Genomic DNA, 17,469 nt, shown 5'->3' with positions numbered 1-17,469 from the left:
CAGCCCCTCCTTCACATACTGCAACAATTACAATGTATTGCCGAAGGACAATAACCTTTTAAGCCATGACGTAATTCGTTATTTTACCAGGGCAGAATATTGCCGATAATGTTTTTGCAGATTATCATTTAACAGAACCATGATGTTTAACGGTCCATTTTGCCCAATTACGTTTATACCCGTCATACTTCAAGCTTCAGCTGTGTTGGCTGTGTTTTATGCAGTTCATCCCAGCGCCTGGCCTTTAACGGGGCCAGCGCAAACATCGTTGGCTTTTTTTGCCGGCAAGGCGAATTATTTCGGGTATTTTTATTCGGTGTGTTTTTTAAATTTCTACCCTATCGTGCGTCTGTCGCCCGGCCAGGTGCTGTGAGCAACGGATGTTTTCCATACGGTGACTACTAGCAGGTTTTATTACGACCATGACAAGTACCTTAGATTACCTGATGACCTTCCGTAAATGCTCCAACCTGGACAGCCTGGAAAAGGTCTATGACAAGTTGAACTATTCAATTGATAACGATGGGGAAATGAGCAACATGTACCGCGCAGCCGATCATCGGCGCGCCGAGCTGGTGGCCGGTAAACTGTTCGATTTAGGGAAAGTGCCTAAAACACTGTGGGCGCAGGTGCTTTAATTCTTTTATCACCACGTCTTTATACTCAGATACGCCAGGTTACCTGTGTTGCACGGCCCCACCGCGGGCCATTGGCAGGCTAATGCTTTCCTGGCGAGCTTTCCTGCGTTTGCCGCTTTATACGCTTGATAAAAAGCCCACGCTTTAGCATTGGCGAAAACGACAACGTTTTTGGCCCTAACTCGCATTATTTATTAAACGGCATTTTCTTTTTAATAACGAAGATTATGAATACGTGCAATTCCATTGCGTGTGGTTTTCATTATGTTCTTATCAAAATAGCCATCATCAAATAACCCCGGCAGCACCGCGGATCCTCTCTCACTAATCATGCTATTTTGCGCGCAAATCCAGTACAACCAAGCCCCCACCTGTTCGCCCAACCAGTAACGCGCGGCGTTAAGCCAAGCCTACCCGGCGGTGCCCGTTTTTGCCGCTCATTTTTTGCCACAGATAATTCTTCAGGCAGTAAAAAAACTGGCCGCATGGCCAGGTAGCCTGCCCCCCACAGCAAAAACATAAAAAATTTTTAGCTATAAAAAAAATCACTAGGCGGATTCGTTAACCTCCGCTTGTTTATTTTTTATCCAATTCACTGTTTGATTAGCCACCACTGGCGATGAGAATCATCCGATTTTATATTTATTGTTTGAATATATTAACACTTACTTACTTTTCACCCTGGTATGTGTAAAGAATCGCCAACCACTTATTTCAAGTTGAAAAATAGCATTCATTTAAGCAACTTACCTTTCTTTACATACCCATGAAAATTGGTATTACCAATTTACCAATTATTTTTATCGTTTTTACGATAACAGCTATTTACATGTTTTATCTACAAAAAATAGAATTACTTCGTCAAAAACCAGAGTTACGCGTTGATCTTTTTGCCTATTTTGCAAATGCAGAGGGCTGGAGTAGACTTTTGCCAACCTTACAGCGTGTAAGTTTTGTTAAAGAATACGTAAGGCCACTTCTCATTTTGTGACATGAACGCCCTCGGGATCGTGCGTAAATCTCGTGCGGTAGCCATGCCTAAGCCGAAAAACACTACGACATAACTAATGATTAAATCAGCGCGTACAGCAATAAAACTGCGCGATATGAACAGGGACAGGTAAACCGGCATCACACGCAACCATCTCTGGAAGTAATGATTCATTGTTAAGTTATTCACGCATATTCAGGCCGTGCGTCCGTTGCAGGGGTTAGCCCCGCAGCCTGCGTCCAGCGCCTTTTAATGGCCACTGGTCATTTTTATCTGTAGTGACAGGAATGATATCCAAACCGAAAACGGGATTGTTTTTGAGCAAAGCGCCACTCTGGCTTGCAGATATCTACAGGAATCCTTATTCGAATGAAAACCAATAAGACACAGCACATCAGCTTATGCACCCGCCTTTTCCGCTGGCCGGTGCCCCCGCACATGGGCGCGCCCCTGTTGGCCACGGCCGGCAAGGGGGTGACGTTACGCCCACACAATTTGTCGGCGCGGCAAGTGATTGCCGCCCTCGCCCCACGCATTCGGCACAAACGCACTGGCGTAGCTACGCCCGGTGTTCTATTCCCCCGGCTCGCGCTCTTGCCGCCCCTATCTCTTTTTATGCCTTCTATACAGAAACGTGCCTGGAACCCCACGGCTGCCGTGGGCGATCTCCACACGTCGATCGCCCGCGCACCACGCCAAAAACCTTGCTCTACCGCCGGTGCCGCAGGCCCCTGAGTGCCCTTCCCCAACGGAGTGGGAATATCACAACAATGGCTTCAGCCGAAAACAAAATATAAAAGAGGATATTGTGAAAACACGGATTACGATGACACTGTTTGTCTCTTTACTGCTCGCCGGATGCTCATCACCGCCGCCACCCCCGCCGGTGGTGATTAACAACGACGCGCTGGTCACCAGCGAGGTTAATGGCGTAACACTGCAACACCGCGCAGCCGTTAGCGCACCGACGCAGTTCAAACCCATCAACGAACCATACCGCAGCCTATACGCCGCCAGCGTAATGAGTCAGCCGGATTACCACGGTGAACCCATCAGCCAGCTTGGCAGCGCCGCACCGTTTTTTGTGCTGGGTGAAGCGCAAAACCACTGGCTGGCGATATCCAACGCCCACGGCGGCGAACTGCAAGGCTATGTGCAGAGCAACGCCGGCGTGCCAGAAAAACAATACAAGGCGACGCTGCGTAAAGACTTGCCGCGCCGCGCTGCGAGCCGTAAGCCAGACTGCGTGAAAATCGGCGGCAACAGCCAAGCGTGTAAAGACGCCGCTTCCGCCACCTGGATCATGCAGTAATTCTCTTCTGAGAGTGCGAGAACATCATGAATAAATCCCGTATCGCCGCTGGGTGTTGGGGCCTGTTTTTGCTGCTGGGCGCGCTGGCATTGAGCGGCTGCATGTCTTCCGCCAAGAGCGTGCCCGCCCGCTATAGTCTGGTGTTCGATGCCGATCGTCTGGTGAATACCGCCGCGGATCAGCGCCCAGCGCCGGTTAAGGTGCGCGTCCTGTTGCTGCGCTCCGACGCAGAGTTTATGGATGCCGATTTCTTCAGCCTGCAGAGCAACGCCAAAGGCGTTCTTGGCAACAGCCTGCTTGATAGCGACCAGTTCTTCCTTTCTCCTGGCCAGGTGGGCAAAACCCTTAACGGCCAGGGCACGCTGGAAACCCGCTACATCGGCATCATCGCCGAATACCAGAATCTGGATGGCAAGGCCTGGCGCCTTTCACTGCCGCTGCCGGAGCCAACGCAAACCAATTTCTATAAATTTTGGCAATTTTCGCCGGACAAACTGGAAGCGCACATCATTGCCGGCAACAACGGCCTGCGCAGCGTCAAGGACGGAGAATGACAATCCGCCGTTGCCAACATAGACAAGAATAATCAGGTGTGATGATGAAAGATGCTCATAAAGTGGTCTGGACCGAGGGAATGTTCTTGCGCCCTCACCATTTCCAGCAGGCGGAAAACTATCTCGAAGGCTACACGCGCAACTGGGGACAAGCGTTGCATGGCTGCTTCTGGGGTTTCCTGACCCTGGAATTCGACACCGCCCTGCTGCGGCAGGGCAAAATCGCACTGAGCGAAGCCAGCGGCATCATGCCGGACGGCACCCCATTCCACTTGCGCGGCGCACAACAGGCGCCGGCGCCGCTGGCCATTGCCGATACGCAAACCGGCGAGAATATCGTGCTGGCGCTGCCCACCTACCGCGCCGGGCGCGAAGATGTGGTCTTCCAGGAATCCACAGATGCCCTAGCACGCTACCTGGCCTATGAAACCGAAGTGGACGATCTGAACGCGGTGTCGGTCGGCAGCGCGGCGCTGCAGTTCGGCCGCCTGCGGCTGCGGCTGATGCCGGAAAGCGAGCTTAACGCAGAATGGACCGCGCTGGCGGTGGCGCGGGTGCTGGAAAAACGCGCGGACAACAGTTTGCGCCTTGAGCCGGCCCAGATCCCGCCGATGCTCAACTGCCAGGCCCACCCGCTGCTGAAAAGTTTTATCGGCGATTTGCAGGGCCTGCTACAACAGCGCAGCCAGCAGATGAGCCAGCGCCTGGTGCAACCGGGGCGCGGCGGCAGTTCCGAAATTCTGGACTTTATGCTGCTGCAATTGATTAACCGCTATTTGGGCCAGGTTAGCCATGCCAGCCACCTTGACCATCTGCACCCGGAACGGCTGTTTGCCGAATGGCTGCAGTTCGCCACCGAACTGGCCAGCTTCTCGGCGCAGCGCACCCCGGACGCGCGGCTACCGGTCTATGACCATGACAACCTGGCGTTGTGCTTCGGCAAGCTGATGTTGCTGCTGCGTCAGGGGCTGTCGGTGGTACTGGAAGATAACGCGATTCAACTGACGCTGGTCGAACGTTCTCACGGGCTAAACATCGCCACGGTGCACGATGCCAACATGACGCGCGATTTTGGTTTCGTGTTGGCGGTGCGCGCAGACGTTGCGCCAGAGATGCTGCTGACCCATTTCCCTGCGCAGATGAAAATCGCCCCGGTCACCCGCATTCGCGATCTGGTTCAGCTCCAGTTGCCGGGCATCGGCCTGCGCACCATGCCTTCTGCGCCGCGGCAAATCCCGTATCACGCCGGGTATACCTACTTCGAACTGGAAAAAAACGGCGATCTGTGGAAACAGATGGAAAAATCCAGCGCGTTTGCCCTGCACCTTTCCGGTGATTTTCCCGGGCTGGATATGGCGTTCTGGGCAATTCGCAGCCATACGGACCGGTAATCTATGACTCAGGAAAACAGCCAGGGCAATTCGCTAAGCAACCCGCTGGTGGCGGCGGCCAATCCGCTGCTGAATGCCATTTCGCAGATTCGCCAGTCGGCCACCCATGCCAACCCGGCGCAGCTGCGCCAGCAGCTTATCGACGAAGTTCGCCGGTTTGAGATCCGTTGCCAGCGCGCCACGCTGCCGTATGAGGTGATCATCGGCGCCCGTTATTGCCTGTGCACCGCACTGGACGAAGCCGCCGCGCTCACGCCCTGGGGCAGCAACAGCGTGTGGTCCGGCAATGGCCTACTGGTGACATTCCACAACGAAACCTGGGGCGGCGAAAAATTCTTCCAACTGTTGGCCAAGCTTTCGCAAACCCCACGTGAACATATTCAACTGCTGGAACTGATCAACTTCTGCCTGCTGCTCGGTTTTGAAGGGCGCTACCGGGTGATTGAAAACGGGCGTTCACAGTTGGAAACCATGAAGCAGCGGCTGCTGCAACTGATTCGCTCGGTGCGCGGCGGCTACGCCCCGCCGCTGTCGCCCAACGTGCACGATCGCCCGGTGCAACAAAAACGCTGGCGCCCGCTGGTGCCGCTGTGGGCCTGTGCGGCATTAACCGGCTTTGTGGCTTCACTGTTGTTCATCATCCTTAACTGGCGGTTGGGGGATGCCACCAGCCCGGTGTTGGCGTCCATTTATCAGACCAACCTGCCGCAGGTGAGCATCGCCAACCCGGCCCCGGCCGCACCGCCGGTGCTGAGCCTGAAGAGTTTCCTGAGCAAAGAGATTGCCGAAGGGCTGGTGGTGGTGCGCGATGAGGCCCAGCAAAGCGTGGTGATCCTCAAAGGCGACGGCCTGTTTGATTCCGGCGCCACCACGGTGCGCCCGGCGTATTTACCGGTGCTTGATCGCATTGCCAAGGCGATGAACGGCGTCAGCGGCCGCATCCTGGTGACCGGCTACAGCGACAACGTGCCGATCCGCAGCGCACGCTTCGCCTCTAACTGGGAACTTTCCCTGGCGCGTGCCGAAGCCGTCAGCGCCCAGTTGCAAAAACACATTGATGACCCGCAGCGGGTGAAGGCGGAAGGCCGGGGCGAAAGCAACCCCGTGGCGCCGAATGATAGCAAAGAACACCGTGCGAAAAACCGCCGGGTTGAAATTACGCTGTTGGTTGCGCCGGGGAACACCCGCGCGCAGCTCAATGGATTGCAGCAAGGAAACGGAAAATAATGCTGAACACGTTATTTGCCATTATCACCAGCCGCCTGCTCTGGGGGTTCGCCGGCATCACCGCCTTGTCGTTCATCATCTGGACGATTGGCCCGCTGGTGGCGGTTGGCGACTACCGGCCGTTTGAGCCGGAACTGAACCGCATTATCACCATTGCCGCAATCGCTGTGATCTGGGTGCTGTGCCGCATTGTGCCGCGCCTGTACAGCGCCTGGCTCAACAAGAAAATGTTGAACAACCTGAACAAGGTGGAAGAAAACCAGGAGAAACCGGCCGCAGGCAAAGCTCAACAGGATCAGGCGCTGGCGCAGCGCTTTGACGAAGCCACCCAGTTGCTCAAACAGGCCCGTTTCGCCCCCGGCCAGGGTGGCAAACCGCATTGGGCGGCGCGTTTTAGCCGCCAGTATCTTTACCAACTGCCCTGGTATGTGATTATCGGCGCGCCCGGCGCCGGCAAAACCACCGCGCTGGCCAACTCCGGGCTGCATTTTCCGCTGGCTGAACGCTTCGGCAAAACGGCGCTGCGTGGCATTGGCGGCACCCGCAACTGCGACTGGTGGTTCACTAACGAAGCGGTCATGCTGGACACCGCCGGCCGTTACACCACCCAGGAAAGCCAGAGTGAAAGCGACGCCGATGAATGGCAAAGCTTTGTCGGCCTGCTCAAGAAATACCGTGCACGCCAGCCGATCAACGGCGTGATCGTCACCGTCAGCGCCGCCGACCTGTTGGGCGAAAGCGCGGAAACCCGCACCGCACAGGCCGTGGCCTTACGTAAACGGCTGGTGGAGTTGCACAACCAGTTGGGCATCCACTTCCCGGTGTATGTCATGGTCACCAAAACCGACCTGTTGAACGGCTTTATGGCCTATTTCAACAGCTTCGACAAAGCCCAACGCGACCAGATTTGGGGCATGACCTTCCCTTATGCGCAAACGCGCCAGGCGGATTTCAATCTGAGCCGCGCCTTTGAACAACAGTATGCGCTGCTGCAACAACGCCTGGACGCCGGCTTGCCGGATACGCTGCTGATGGAAAACGATGCGCGTCAGCGTGCAGAAAGCTATCTGTTCCCGCAAGAATTTGCGGCGCTGCAGCCACTGCTGGCCCAGTATCTGGACACGGTGTTCAGCACCTCAAACTTTGAAACCCGCTTTACCCCGCGCGGGATCTACTTTACCAGCGGGACCCAGGAAGGTCTGCCGTTCGACCGGGTGATGGGCGAGCTAAACCGTTATCTGCAACTGCCCACCGCGGCCGCCGGCAACAGCACGCAGCCGGCCTGGAATGCCGTCAGCCATGAAGCGCCGATCCCGGCGCCGAAGGGCCAAAGCTTTTTCCTGAAAGAGATGCTGGAAAACGTCATCTTCCAGGAGGCCGGGCTGGCCGGCAGCAACCGCTGGTGGATATACCGCAACCGGCTGCTGCACTGGGCGGGCTATATCGCACTGGGGCTGGTGTTGCTGGTGCTGGGCGTGCTTTGGTTCACCAGCTACGGCAACAACAAGGCCTACCTGGCCGAAGTAGGCGCCAAAGTGCCGGCGGTGGAACGCCAGGGCCAGGGGCTGACGCAGTTGGGCGCCAGCGATATGTTTGCCCTGTTGCCGTTCCTCAACAGCGTATTGCACCTGCCGGAAAGCCAGAACTTCTCGCTGCAGGATCCGCCGTTGACCTACCGTATGGGGCTGTACCGCGGCGATCAGATCAGCGCCGCCAGCAACGCGCTCTATCAGAAAACCTTGCAGGAATTGCTGTTGCCGCAGGTGGCGCAGCAAATTGCCGCCACGCTGCGTAACGATAGCCATAGCGATGCCGACTTCAGCTATGAAGCGCTGAAAGCCTACCAGATGCTCTACCTGCCCAAGCAATACGACGGCCAATTCCTGCGCGCCTGGGTGATGCTCAACCTGCAGCGCACCCTGCCCCAGGGCAGCACGCAGAAGCAGTTGCAGCAGCTTGAATGGCACCTGAGCCAATTGCTGGACAACCAAATCCAGTCATCGCCTTATGCCAAAGATGAAGCGCTGGTCGCGCAGGCTCAGGCGGCGATTAACCGCGCGCCGCTGTCGCAACGGGTATACGGCCGGCTCAAACGCCTGCTGCTGAAACAGACCGAGATCAAACCGGTCAGCGTAGTGGATCTGGCCGGGCCGCAGGCCGAACTAGCGTTCAGCCGCAAGAGCGGCCAACCGCTGACCGACGGCGTGCCGGGGCTGTTTACCCCGCAGGGGTACTGGAAAGCCTTCGACAGCAATATCGACCAGGTTACCGATACCCTGCGCCAGGAAGACGTTTGGGTGCTCAACACCCAAACGCCGGAGCAGAAAAGCGCCGATCTGACCAAAACCGTGCGCCAGCTCTACATGCAGGACTTTACCAACAGCTGGGACGCACTATTGGAAGATTTGCAGTTAGCTAACATCAGCAGCCTGGAGCAACGCATCAGCAGCGCGCGCCTGCTTTCCGGTACCCCTTCCCCACTGCGCAACCTGCTGGTCAACATCGCCAAAAACGTGACGCTGCGCGATGAAAGCAGCAATAACACCGCGCAAGCCACCGCCAAAGCGAGCCAGCAGTTAAACCAGAACGCCAACCACACGTTGGAAACGCTGTTTTCCAACCACCCGGCCAACGCCGACGGTGATGTTTCCGCCCAGCCGGAACAGGTGGTGATGGCCCACTTTGCCCCGCTGCTGGCATTGGCACAGGGCCAGGGCGATAGCAGCAAGGCGATCCCATTCGACAGCGTGCTCAAGCAGGTGGACGAACTCTACAGCTACCTGACCGCGGTACAGGGCGCCGCCAACAGCGGTATGTCCGCGCCGCCGGGGGATGTGATCCCACGGCTGCAGGCGGAATCCGGCCGCTTGCCGGTGCCGTTCAAGCAAATGCTGTTGCAGTTGGCGATCGGCGCCAGCAGCGACACCCAGCGCAAAGAAATGGAAAACGTTAAAAAGCGCATCAGCTTTGAAGTGGGCAGCTTTTGCCAGCAGGCCATTGCCGGCCGTTACCCGCTCACCGCCCGGGCGCGGCAAGAAGTCACGCCCGACGATCTGGCGCGCATGTTCGCGCCCAATAGCGGGCTGATGGACAGCTTCTTCCGGGAAAACCTGCAGGGCAAAGTGGATACCACCCGTGCCAACTGGCGCTTTACCCCAGGCGTAGACGGCAAAACCCTGCCGGGCGGCGAAGGTATTTTGCGCTCATTCCAGCAGGCGCAGCGCATCCGCGATGCGTTCTTCGCCAACGGCACCGCCACGCCGTCGTTCCGCGTGACGGTGCGCCCGGTGCGCATGGATAACGATATCCTCAATATGACGCTGGACGTTGACGGGCAACTGTTCAAATACAGCCACGGCCCGCAGGTGCCATTAGTGGTGAGTTGGCCGGGAACCAACAATACCAACCAGGTGCACCTGCAGTTGGCGCTGGCGAACGGCACCAGCGCCAGCCTGGTGACCAGTGGCCCGTGGGCGCTGAACCGCATGGTGGATATGGCCCAGCTTTCCGCCGGCGCCGGCGGCTTAAGCCGCCAGGCGGCGTTTAACCTTGATGGCCACCATGTCACGCTGGAGTTTACCGCCAACAGCATTCGTAATCCGTTCCAACTGCCGGCATTTTCTTGCCCTTAGGCAGTGTCCCAGAAAGGACCTGATGATGAGTAACGAACATCCCCTGAGCGCGCATATCGGCTGGTACGGCAAAATCCCGGTCGCCGGCGATTTTTTACAGCGCCGCCTGCCCGATGCGGTGATCAACCACTGGGCGCACTGGTTTCATAACGGCTTGGCAAACCTGCAGCGCAGCCTGCCGGATAGCGCCAACCAGGTATTCAGCAGCGCCCCGGTATGGAATTTCGCCGTCCCGGCAACGCTGGGCGTCCCCTATGTGCAACTGGGCTGCCTGCTGCCGGCGCGTGACCGCGTTGGCCGCCATTATCCGATCTGCGCGCTGCGCCTTTTCACCCCGGAACAGTGGCGTAATCCGCAGTTGAATCACGCGGCGCAGTGGTACCAGCAACTGGGCTATACCTTGCTGAACGGTGTGCGCAACGGCTACTCCGCGGAACAGATTGATCGGGCGCTGCTGGCGATCCCGGCATTGCCGGCCCCGCCGCCGGAAAGCGAATCCGATATTTTGGCGATCATCGGCGATCCTTCACCGGAGAGGCCGGGGTTGGGCTGGCAACAGGCTGCCGATTGTTTTGACCCTGCGCAGTACACCAGCTTCTGGTGGACCAACCAAGCGGACGGCCACCCGCTTTATACCCACGTGCACAGCGGTAACCTGACGGTGCAACTGTTTGCGCTCCTGTTTGAACTCAACGGTTGGGCGCGCGCCGGCCGTCGCGGGCAATACCCGCAAATGTTTGATTAACTGCAGCTTAATTAAGAGACACCCTATGGCTATCGATACCCTGCTGGCACCGGTTGAAACAGACAACCCCTGTGGCGACAACCTGGAATATGACGCTGATTTTCTGGCGATGGAGCAGGCTTCGGCGGGCAAGGCCGAACAGCAGTTCGGCAGCACCATCATCCCGGCCGAAGCGCCGGACTGGATGCTGGTTGAACGGCTGGCCACCGGCCTACTGGCGCGCACCAAAGATCTGCGCGTGATGCTGTACCTGACCCGCGCCTGGGCGCAGTTGCGCGGCCTGCAAGGCTATGCCGACGGCCTGACGTTGATTCATCAGGCGCTGGAACGCTATTGGGACAGCCTGCTGCCGCTGTTGGAATTCGACGGCGAAGCCGACCCGCTGTTTCGCATTAACGTGCTGGCCGACTTAAGCGATAAAGCCGCGCTGGCCAGCTGTGTGCGCCATGCCCCGTTGTTGAAAAGCGCCGCCGGCGAAATTTCCCTGCGCGATGCCTGCGCGCTGCTTGATGGCAGCAAACAGGAGTGCCCCGGCTTCCCCGGCGGCCGGGCGCGCCTGCAGGATGAGCTGGCGCAGGCGGATCAACCCGCCGGCCAGGTGGTGCACACCATTGCCCAACGCCTTGGCGCCATCCGCGAAGTGGTGACGCGCCATCTGGGCGAAAGCGCGCTGCCGGAAATGGACGGCCTGCTGCGCATGTTTAGCCTAGTTGCCCAATCTTGCCAGGCCCCCGCCGCACCGCAGACCGAGCAGGAAACGCCGCCGGCCGACACGGCCAGCGAAGCACAGTCCGCCGTACCGGCCGCCGCAGTGTTCAACTGGCGCAGTGCGCAGATCCAGTCGCGCGATGATGCCCTGCTGATGCTGGACAAGGTGAAAAACTACTTCAGCCTGCATGAACCCAGCCACCCGGCGCCGTTGATGATCAACCGGGTACAGCGGCTGATTGCCATGGACTTTATGCAAATTGTCCGCGATCTGGCCCCGGACGGCCTGAACCAACTGGAGACCATTCTTGGTCGCCCCGACAATGAGGAGAACCGTTGACCAGCCAAAACAAGCGTTCTTCCCAACCCACGATATCCCCCAATTTGAACCGCACCATCCACGGATGGAAGGTTCCTAATCATCATTAGATGGAGTAACTCATGGCAAACGCAAAATCCCGCAGCGGGCAGAAGTTCATTGCCCGCAACCGTGCACCGCGCGTGCAGATTGAATACGATGTGGAAATCTACGGTGCCGAGCGCAAGATCCAACTGCCGTTCGTCATGGGCGTGATGGCAGACCTGGTGGGCAAGCCGGTTGAAGCGCTGCCAAGCGTTGACGAGCGCAAATTCCTGGATATCGACGTCGACAACTTCGATGAGCGCATGAAATCCCTCAAGCCGCGCGTTGCCTATCAGGTGGACAATACGCTGACCGGCGAAGGCAAGCTGAATATCGATCTGACCTTTGAAAGCATGGAAGACTTCTCCCCTGCCGCCATTGCGCGCAAGGTCGATTCCCTCAACGGCCTGCTGGAAGCCCGTACCCAGCTTTCCAACCTGCTTTCCTACATGGATGGCAAAAACGGCGCCGAAGAGCTGATTTCCCAGATCCTGCAGAACCCGGAACTGCTGAAATCCCTGACCAACGCCGCTAAGCCGGCGGCCACCGACAACAACGAGCATGAGGAATAATCGATGAGCAACTCTCCTCAGCAGCAGCAACCCCTGCAAAGCGGCGAAACCTTCTCCAGCGACGAATTCAGCGCGCTGCTCAATAAAGAGTTTCGCCCCAAGACCGATCAGGCCAAAGAGGCGGTGGAAAACGCGGTGAAAACCTTGGCGCAACAGGCGCTGGAAAACACCGTAACCGTATCTTCCGATGCTTACCGCACCATTCAGGCGCTGATCGCCGAGATCGACGAAAAGCTGTCGCAGCAGATTAACGGCATCATTCATCATGAAGAGTTCCAGAAGCTGGAAAGCGCCTGGCGCGGCCTGCACTATCTGGTCAGCAATACCGAAACCGACGAAATGCTGAAAATCCGCTTCATGAGCCTGTCCAAACAGGAACTGGGGCGCACGCTGAAACGCTATAAAGGCGTGGGCTGGGATCAAAGCCCGATTTTCAAAAAAGTTTACGAACAGGAATACGGCCAGTTCGGCGGCGAACCGTTTGGCTGCCTGATGGGCGATTACTATTTCGACCACAGCCCGCAGGACGTGGAGCTGTTAGGCGAGATGGCGAAGATCGGTGCGGCTTCGCACTGCCCGTTTATCGCCGGTACCGCGCCGAGCGTGATGCAGATGGAATCCTGGCAGGAGCTTTCCAACCCGCGCGATCTGACCAAAATCTTCCAGAACACCGAATACGCCGCCTGGCGCAGCCTGCGCGAATCGGAAGATGCGCGCTATCTGGGCCTGGTGATGCCGCGCTTTTTGGCGCGCCTGCCGTACGGCGTGCGCACCAATCCGGTGGACGAGTTCGATTTTGAAGAAGATACCGCCGGTGCCACCCACAGCAACTACACCTGGAGCAACGCAGCCTACGCCATGGCGGCCAACATCAACCGCTCGTTCAAAGACTTTGGCTGGTGCACCGCCATCCGTGGGGTGGAATCCGGCGGCGCGGTTGAAAACCTGCCGTGCCATACCTTCCCGAGCGATGACGGCGGCGTGGATATGAAGTGCCCAACCGAAATCGCCATCAGCGATCGCCGCGAGGCCGAGCTGGCGAAAAACGGTTTCATGCCGTTGGTGCACCGTAAAAACTCTGACTTTGCCGCCTTCATCGGCGCCCAATCGCTGCAAAAACCGGCCGAATACTACGATGCCGACGCCACCGCCAATGCCCAATTGGCCGCGCGCCTGCCCTACCTGTTCGCCTGCTGCCGCTTTGCCCACTACCTTAAGTGCATCGTGCGCGACAAAATCGGCTCGTTCCGCGAGCGCGACGATATGGAACGTTGGCTGAACGACTGGATCATGAACTATGTGGACGGCGATCCGGCCAACTCTTCACAAGAAACCAAATCTCGCAAACCGCTGGCCGCGGCCGAAGTGCAGGTGGAAGAAATTGAAGATTCGCCAGGTTACTACAGCGCCAAATTCTTCCTGCGCCCGCACTATCAGTTGGAAGGTTTGACCGTTTCACTGCGGCTGGTTTCCAAACTGCCGTCGCTGAAGGCAAAAGAGGCGTAATAGCGACCAACGCTTTGCCATAACATCACCCGATAATATTCAGATGAAAAATATTTTCGGGTGACACGTTTATAATAAATAATAGATTGACTAACAATGGACTCACCAAAACAGATTGCTGACGGGATGTTGAAGCTTTTAGAAAACCGTAGGAAAGGAAATTCGGAGATTTTCTTCCATAGTGCCGCGAAGGGATTCATGGATATTCCGGGGGATTTATGGGCATTAACACGTGATTTTTTCGATACGGACAACCAGTGGCGAAATCAAACTGACAAAATTCGCTTGATGAATTTGATAAAAAAGGGCGTAACATCTGATGATATCAGACGTTTAATTAATATAGTCATTCGAAAATATTTATCCGGACTGAGCGAGGAACAATCTAAAAAGCTGCTTATAAAAATAGCAGGTAATCAGATGGGTTCTTTTGCTTTCAAAGCTATATTCGTGAATGAGCTAATTGCATTATTCGCGACAAGGATCATTCCAAAATTTCTTGTTTCCGCCGGGATTACCGGTATTTTGAGCATTGGCGCATCAGTTTCCCGCTCGATTTATGCCTCTTATGAACTAAAGGATATCAATCAGAGCGTCTATAATGAATTACGTGCCGCAGGAGACTTAGATCTCATGTATTTTATGTTGGAAGAATATATAAACCCATATCTTCATGCTATTAAATATCAAGGTGTAAATAACGTTATAGATCAGCAGATATTTGACAACCTATTGGCGGGAGTAAATCGTGCCCAGTAAAATCATCAAATATGCCATTGCTTATATATTAATATTTTTTGCCTTTCTACTGTTTTTTTCATGCATAGGATATTATATATTCTTCTTTAACTGGGATACCGAAACGATTAATATAGTTATGAACGCGATTGGTATTGTTATCGCTCTTGTCACGTCCATAGCTATTTACGGATTCGCAGAAAAAATAAAATCAGCTGCGTGATTTTTTATATATTTTATAGAACAACATTATAATAGCCAGAATCAGAATAAAGAACATTATCTTACCAAAGATAAACCCTAGTGATTGCCATGTCATAGCCTCATACCTTACAACGTTAATAAACGAAGTAAAAACATCAAAAATAGAATAAACAGCTATTATTGACAAGAACAAAACAATTATTAATGAAAGATACTTCAATACCATTTGATAGCTCCTTATTAAATCACATTTTTTTGATTTTAGTGTATGGATAACTTAGAGTCCAGATTTTTATGTTACGCTTAACTGTTTACGTTTATACCACAACCAGGAACCGGATAAATTACCCCGCGAGGTTTCACTAAACAACACTAATCACGCCTGGAATCAGGACAACGCGGGTTAATTTTATTTCTGATCGTCTGCTTAACGCAGAGATTAAGAAAACGGAAAAGATTTCCCATCGATTCCGTTAAAGAGGCAGAGGCAAAATATGGACTGTTTTATTCAGCCCCATGCTTTCCTGTTTGCCATCATAGACGCTTTTTCGAAAGCAATAATTGTCATTAACGAAGAGTAAATATTATGGCTATTGATATGTTCCTGAAGATCGACAGCGTGACCGGTGAATCGAAAGATTCCAATCACACGGGCTGGACCGACATTACTTCTTTCTCTTGGGGCGCATCCCAGCCGGGCAACATGAGCGTTGGCGGCGGCGGCGGTGCCGGTAAAGTCAATTTTAACGATCTGCATATCAATGCACTGATCGACAAATCCACTACCGCAATCCTGAAACACTGCTCAAGCGGTAAACACCTGACCAAAGTTGAAGTGTCTATCTGTAAAGCAGGCGGCCAGCAGGTGGAATACGCTCGCATTACGTTGGAAGACGTGCTGGTAACCTCCGTGCAGTTCACCGGTGCGGATAACGGCGACACCGTTGGCGTTACCTACGCCTTCCAGGCTGCGAAAGTGAAACAGCAATACTGGGAGCAAACCTCTTCAGGCGGCAAAGGTGCAGAAAGCAGCACCGGTTGGAACATCAAAGAAAACCGCGAAGCCTGATTGCGTGCCCCCCGGTTACGGCCGGGGGATGCCAAAAGACCGACAGACCCACGAGAATTTACCTCCCCTACAAACGATTAGAGATCCCTATGAAGAAACATTCGTTTTTTTTCGCGGCGGCAATAAGTTCTCTACTGATGTTAACGCCAGTAGTATTCGCATCTTCTCCAAGCCTTCCGAAGGATGACACGGCAAACCTACTACGCGATCCACAATTACTTTCCCGTGATGACATTAACTTGAGTGGTGGCAAATTTCTTCAAGCATGGCTTTCAACAACAGATGAACGTGAGCGGATGAAAGCTAACATGTATATGCTGGGTGTTTTTGATGCAACAGAAGGCCAAGCCTGGTGTAGTTATAAGAAGTCGTTACCGGGATCATTAAGAGAAAGTATCTACGATTTTTTCAAAGCATTACCCTCAGAGCGGTTGAAAGAAAGAGCGTCTGGATTAATTACAGAAGCATTATCTAAAGAGCTACCATGCAAAAATGGGGGTGAATAATGAGACCTTTATATGAACAATTAAAAAGAAATCATTACTCATCTAATGAAGCTCATCCTGATTTTGTCTCTCGTGGTAGTCTATTTTTAGAAATAGGTTATAATGCCGATGAGTTAATAAAGTCCAATCCTGGGTACCAAAATACCTGTGCAGTTAGGTTAAGCCTGGCACTGCTAAAATGCAACATTGCTTTTAGTGGAAGACTTCCTATAAAAGCAGGCCCCTATAAGGGAAAGAAAATAGAACCCGGTGCGAAATTATTAGCAGACCAGCTTTATAAAGGCCATGTATTTGGTAAAGCAGAGATCTACACTGATATCCGCAAAGCTGGCCTCTCGTTAAGAAACAGAAAGGGTGTTGTTTTTTTTAACATTATTTCAGGCTATGGTGGTGGTCATATAGATCTATTGGAACCACTTAGTGACAATGTTTTTCAGTGCCACTCTAATTGCTATGTAGACTGCAAGGAACTCTGGTTCTGGGAACTGAGATAAGCTGTTAAACAGCATCGGCAAAAGGCACCATTTTATTTTGTTGTAATAATAGAATTCTAATCCTGATAAAAATTTATCGGTGTAACTTCATTTTACATCTAATAAATTCTTATCAACTTAACAGTAAATTTTTAACGCAAAGGTAAAAGTGGAGATTTTTCCACATTTTCCTGTTTGCCATCATAAACGCTTTTTCTAAAGCAATACATTATCACTAACAAAGAGTAAATATTATGGCTATTGATATGTTCCTGAAAGTCGACGGTGTGACCGGTGAATCGAAAGATTCCAACCACACGGGCTGGACCGACATTACTTCTTTCTCCTGGGGCGCATCCCAACCGGGCAACATGAGCGTTGGCGGCGGCGGCGGTGCTGGTAAAGTCAATTTTAACGATCTGCACGTCAATGCGCTGATTGATAAATCCACTACCGCAATTCTGAAACACAACGCCAGCGGTAAACACCTGACTAAAGTTGAGCTTTCCATCTGCAAAGCCGGCGGCCAACAGGTGGAATATGCCCGCATCACGCTGGAAGACGTGCTGGTGACCACTGTACAGTTCACCGGCGCCGATAACGGCGACACCGTGGGCGTCACCTATGCCTTCCAGGCCTCGAAAGTAAAACAGCAATACTGGGAACAAACCGCTTCGGGCGGCAAAGGTGCGGAAAGCAGCACCGGTTGGAACATCAAAGAAAACCGCGAAGCTTAATTTTTATAACGAAGCCCCTGAACATGGGGCTTTTTATGAAAAAGCTATGAGGTTGTCATAATG

General features: G+C 54.0%; 15 protein-coding genes. All 15 read left to right on the top strand.

The features are described from left to right. Positions 1-422 precede the first annotated feature (422 nt). The 15 genes from ydgT to ACN28Q_RS22445 all read left to right on the top strand — a co-directional run bounded on the left by ydgT (position 423) and on the right by ACN28Q_RS22445 (position 17,406). Entirely contained in the window at positions 423-638 is a 216-nt protein-coding gene (ydgT, locus tag ACN28Q_RS22515) for a transcription modulator YdgT (RefSeq protein ID WP_095848380.1), read from the top strand. A 1,799-nt stretch (positions 639-2,437) separates the two neighbouring features. After that, the gene (tagV, locus tag ACN28Q_RS22510) at positions 2,438-2,941 is read left to right on the top strand and encodes a type VI secretion system accessory protein TagV (protein ID WP_095848377.1); all 504 of its coding nucleotides are present in this window, start codon (positions 2,438-2,440) and stop codon (positions 2,939-2,941) included. A 26-nt stretch (positions 2,942-2,967) separates the two neighbouring features. Continuing rightward, entirely contained in the window at positions 2,968-3,495 is a 528-nt protein-coding gene (gene tssJ, locus ACN28Q_RS22505; protein WP_095848376.1) for a type VI secretion system lipoprotein TssJ, read from the top strand. Positions 3,496-3,539: 44 nt separating this feature from the next. Beyond that, a complete protein-coding gene (tssK, locus tag ACN28Q_RS22500) occupies positions 3,540-4,886 on the top strand; it encodes a type VI secretion system baseplate subunit TssK (protein WP_095848375.1) in 1,347 nt (448 codons plus the stop codon). Between the two features lie 3 nt (positions 4,887-4,889). After that, entirely contained in the window at positions 4,890-6,113 is a 1,224-nt protein-coding gene (locus ACN28Q_RS22495; RefSeq protein WP_095848374.1) for a DotU family type VI secretion system protein, read from the top strand. Then, the gene (gene tssM, locus ACN28Q_RS22490) at positions 6,113-9,745 is read left to right on the top strand and encodes a type VI secretion system membrane subunit TssM (RefSeq protein ID WP_095848373.1); all 3,633 of its coding nucleotides are present in this window, start codon (positions 6,113-6,115) and stop codon (positions 9,743-9,745) included. The genes ACN28Q_RS22495 and tssM overlap by 1 nt, the downstream gene beginning before the upstream one ends. 22 nt (positions 9,746-9,767) lie before the next feature. Next, entirely contained in the window at positions 9,768-10,490 is a 723-nt protein-coding gene (tagF, locus tag ACN28Q_RS22485; protein WP_413541208.1) for a type VI secretion system-associated protein TagF, read from the top strand. Between the two features lie 25 nt (positions 10,491-10,515). Next, a complete protein-coding gene (gene tssA, locus ACN28Q_RS22480; protein WP_095848371.1) occupies positions 10,516-11,538 on the top strand; it encodes a type VI secretion system protein TssA in 1,023 nt (340 codons plus the stop codon). A gap of 101 nt (positions 11,539-11,639) precedes the next feature. Then, positions 11,640-12,173 (top strand): type VI secretion system contractile sheath small subunit, encoded by a 534-nt coding sequence (tssB, locus tag ACN28Q_RS22475; protein WP_095848370.1) that lies wholly within the window; start codon positions 11,640-11,642, stop codon positions 12,171-12,173. Positions 12,174-12,176: 3 nt separating this feature from the next. After that, positions 12,177-13,679 carry a type VI secretion system contractile sheath large subunit gene (gene tssC, locus ACN28Q_RS22470; RefSeq protein WP_095848369.1) on the top strand — a complete coding sequence of 501 codons (1,503 nt, stop codon included), beginning with the start codon at positions 12,177-12,179 and terminating at the stop codon, positions 13,677-13,679. 96 nt (positions 13,680-13,775) lie between these two features. Beyond that, positions 13,776-14,438 carry an Ssp6 family T6SS pore-forming effector gene (locus tag ACN28Q_RS22465; RefSeq protein WP_095848368.1) on the top strand — a complete coding sequence of 221 codons (663 nt, stop codon included), beginning with the start codon at positions 13,776-13,778 and terminating at the stop codon, positions 14,436-14,438. Positions 14,439-15,207: 769 nt separating this feature from the next. Further along, the gene (locus tag ACN28Q_RS22460) at positions 15,208-15,690 is read left to right on the top strand and encodes an Hcp family type VI secretion system effector (protein ID WP_095848365.1); all 483 of its coding nucleotides are present in this window, start codon (positions 15,208-15,210) and stop codon (positions 15,688-15,690) included. An 89-nt stretch (positions 15,691-15,779) separates the two neighbouring features. Further along, the gene (locus ACN28Q_RS22455; protein ID WP_230469486.1) at positions 15,780-16,196 is read left to right on the top strand and encodes a Rap1a/Tai family immunity protein; all 417 of its coding nucleotides are present in this window, start codon (positions 15,780-15,782) and stop codon (positions 16,194-16,196) included. Next, positions 16,196-16,690, top strand: a complete 495-nt coding sequence (locus ACN28Q_RS22450; RefSeq protein WP_095848364.1) for a T6SS effector amidase Tae4 family protein — start codon at positions 16,196-16,198, stop codon at positions 16,688-16,690. The genes ACN28Q_RS22455 and ACN28Q_RS22450 overlap by 1 nt, the downstream gene beginning before the upstream one ends. Before the next feature lie 233 nt (positions 16,691-16,923). Next, the gene (locus ACN28Q_RS22445; RefSeq protein WP_095848363.1) at positions 16,924-17,406 is read left to right on the top strand and encodes an Hcp family type VI secretion system effector; all 483 of its coding nucleotides are present in this window, start codon (positions 16,924-16,926) and stop codon (positions 17,404-17,406) included. Positions 17,407-17,469 lie beyond the last annotated feature (63 nt).

The organism is Gibbsiella quercinecans, assembly GCF_002291425.1.
Lineage (GTDB): Bacteria > Pseudomonadota > Gammaproteobacteria > Enterobacterales > Enterobacteriaceae > Gibbsiella > Gibbsiella quercinecans.
Note: the sequence above shows the minus strand (reverse complement) of the source record. Positions and strands in the feature narration are given on the sequence as shown.

What these genes read in the sequence shown, in the direction of transcription:
- ACN28Q_RS22450 (WP_095848364.1), top strand. Translation starts at nt 16,196, where the DNA reads ATGAGACCTTTATATGAACAATTAAAAAGAAATCATTACTCATCTAAT.
- tssM (WP_095848373.1), top strand. Translation starts at nt 6,113, where the DNA reads ATGCTGAACACGTTATTTGCCATTATCACCAGCCGCCTGCTCTGGGGG.
- ACN28Q_RS22465 (WP_095848368.1), top strand. Translation starts at nt 13,776, where the DNA reads ATGGACTCACCAAAACAGATTGCTGACGGGATGTTGAAGCTTTTAGAA.
- ydgT (WP_095848380.1), top strand. Translation starts at nt 423, where the DNA reads ATGACAAGTACCTTAGATTACCTGATGACCTTCCGTAAATGCTCCAAC.
- tagF (WP_413541208.1), top strand. Translation starts at nt 9,768, where the DNA reads ATGATGAGTAACGAACATCCCCTGAGCGCGCATATCGGCTGGTACGGC.
- tssK (WP_095848375.1), top strand. Translation starts at nt 3,540, where the DNA reads ATGAAAGATGCTCATAAAGTGGTCTGGACCGAGGGAATGTTCTTGCGC.
- ACN28Q_RS22460 (WP_095848365.1), top strand. Translation starts at nt 15,208, where the DNA reads ATGGCTATTGATATGTTCCTGAAGATCGACAGCGTGACCGGTGAATCG.
- ACN28Q_RS22445 (WP_095848363.1), top strand. Translation starts at nt 16,924, where the DNA reads ATGGCTATTGATATGTTCCTGAAAGTCGACGGTGTGACCGGTGAATCG.
- tssA (WP_095848371.1), top strand. Translation starts at nt 10,516, where the DNA reads ATGGCTATCGATACCCTGCTGGCACCGGTTGAAACAGACAACCCCTGT.
- tssJ (WP_095848376.1), top strand. Translation starts at nt 2,968, where the DNA reads ATGAATAAATCCCGTATCGCCGCTGGGTGTTGGGGCCTGTTTTTGCTG.
- ACN28Q_RS22455 (WP_230469486.1), top strand. Translation starts at nt 15,780, where the DNA reads ATGAAGAAACATTCGTTTTTTTTCGCGGCGGCAATAAGTTCTCTACTG.
- tssB (WP_095848370.1), top strand. Translation starts at nt 11,640, where the DNA reads ATGGCAAACGCAAAATCCCGCAGCGGGCAGAAGTTCATTGCCCGCAAC.
- ACN28Q_RS22495 (WP_095848374.1), top strand. Translation starts at nt 4,890, where the DNA reads ATGACTCAGGAAAACAGCCAGGGCAATTCGCTAAGCAACCCGCTGGTG.
- tssC (WP_095848369.1), top strand. Translation starts at nt 12,177, where the DNA reads ATGAGCAACTCTCCTCAGCAGCAGCAACCCCTGCAAAGCGGCGAAACC.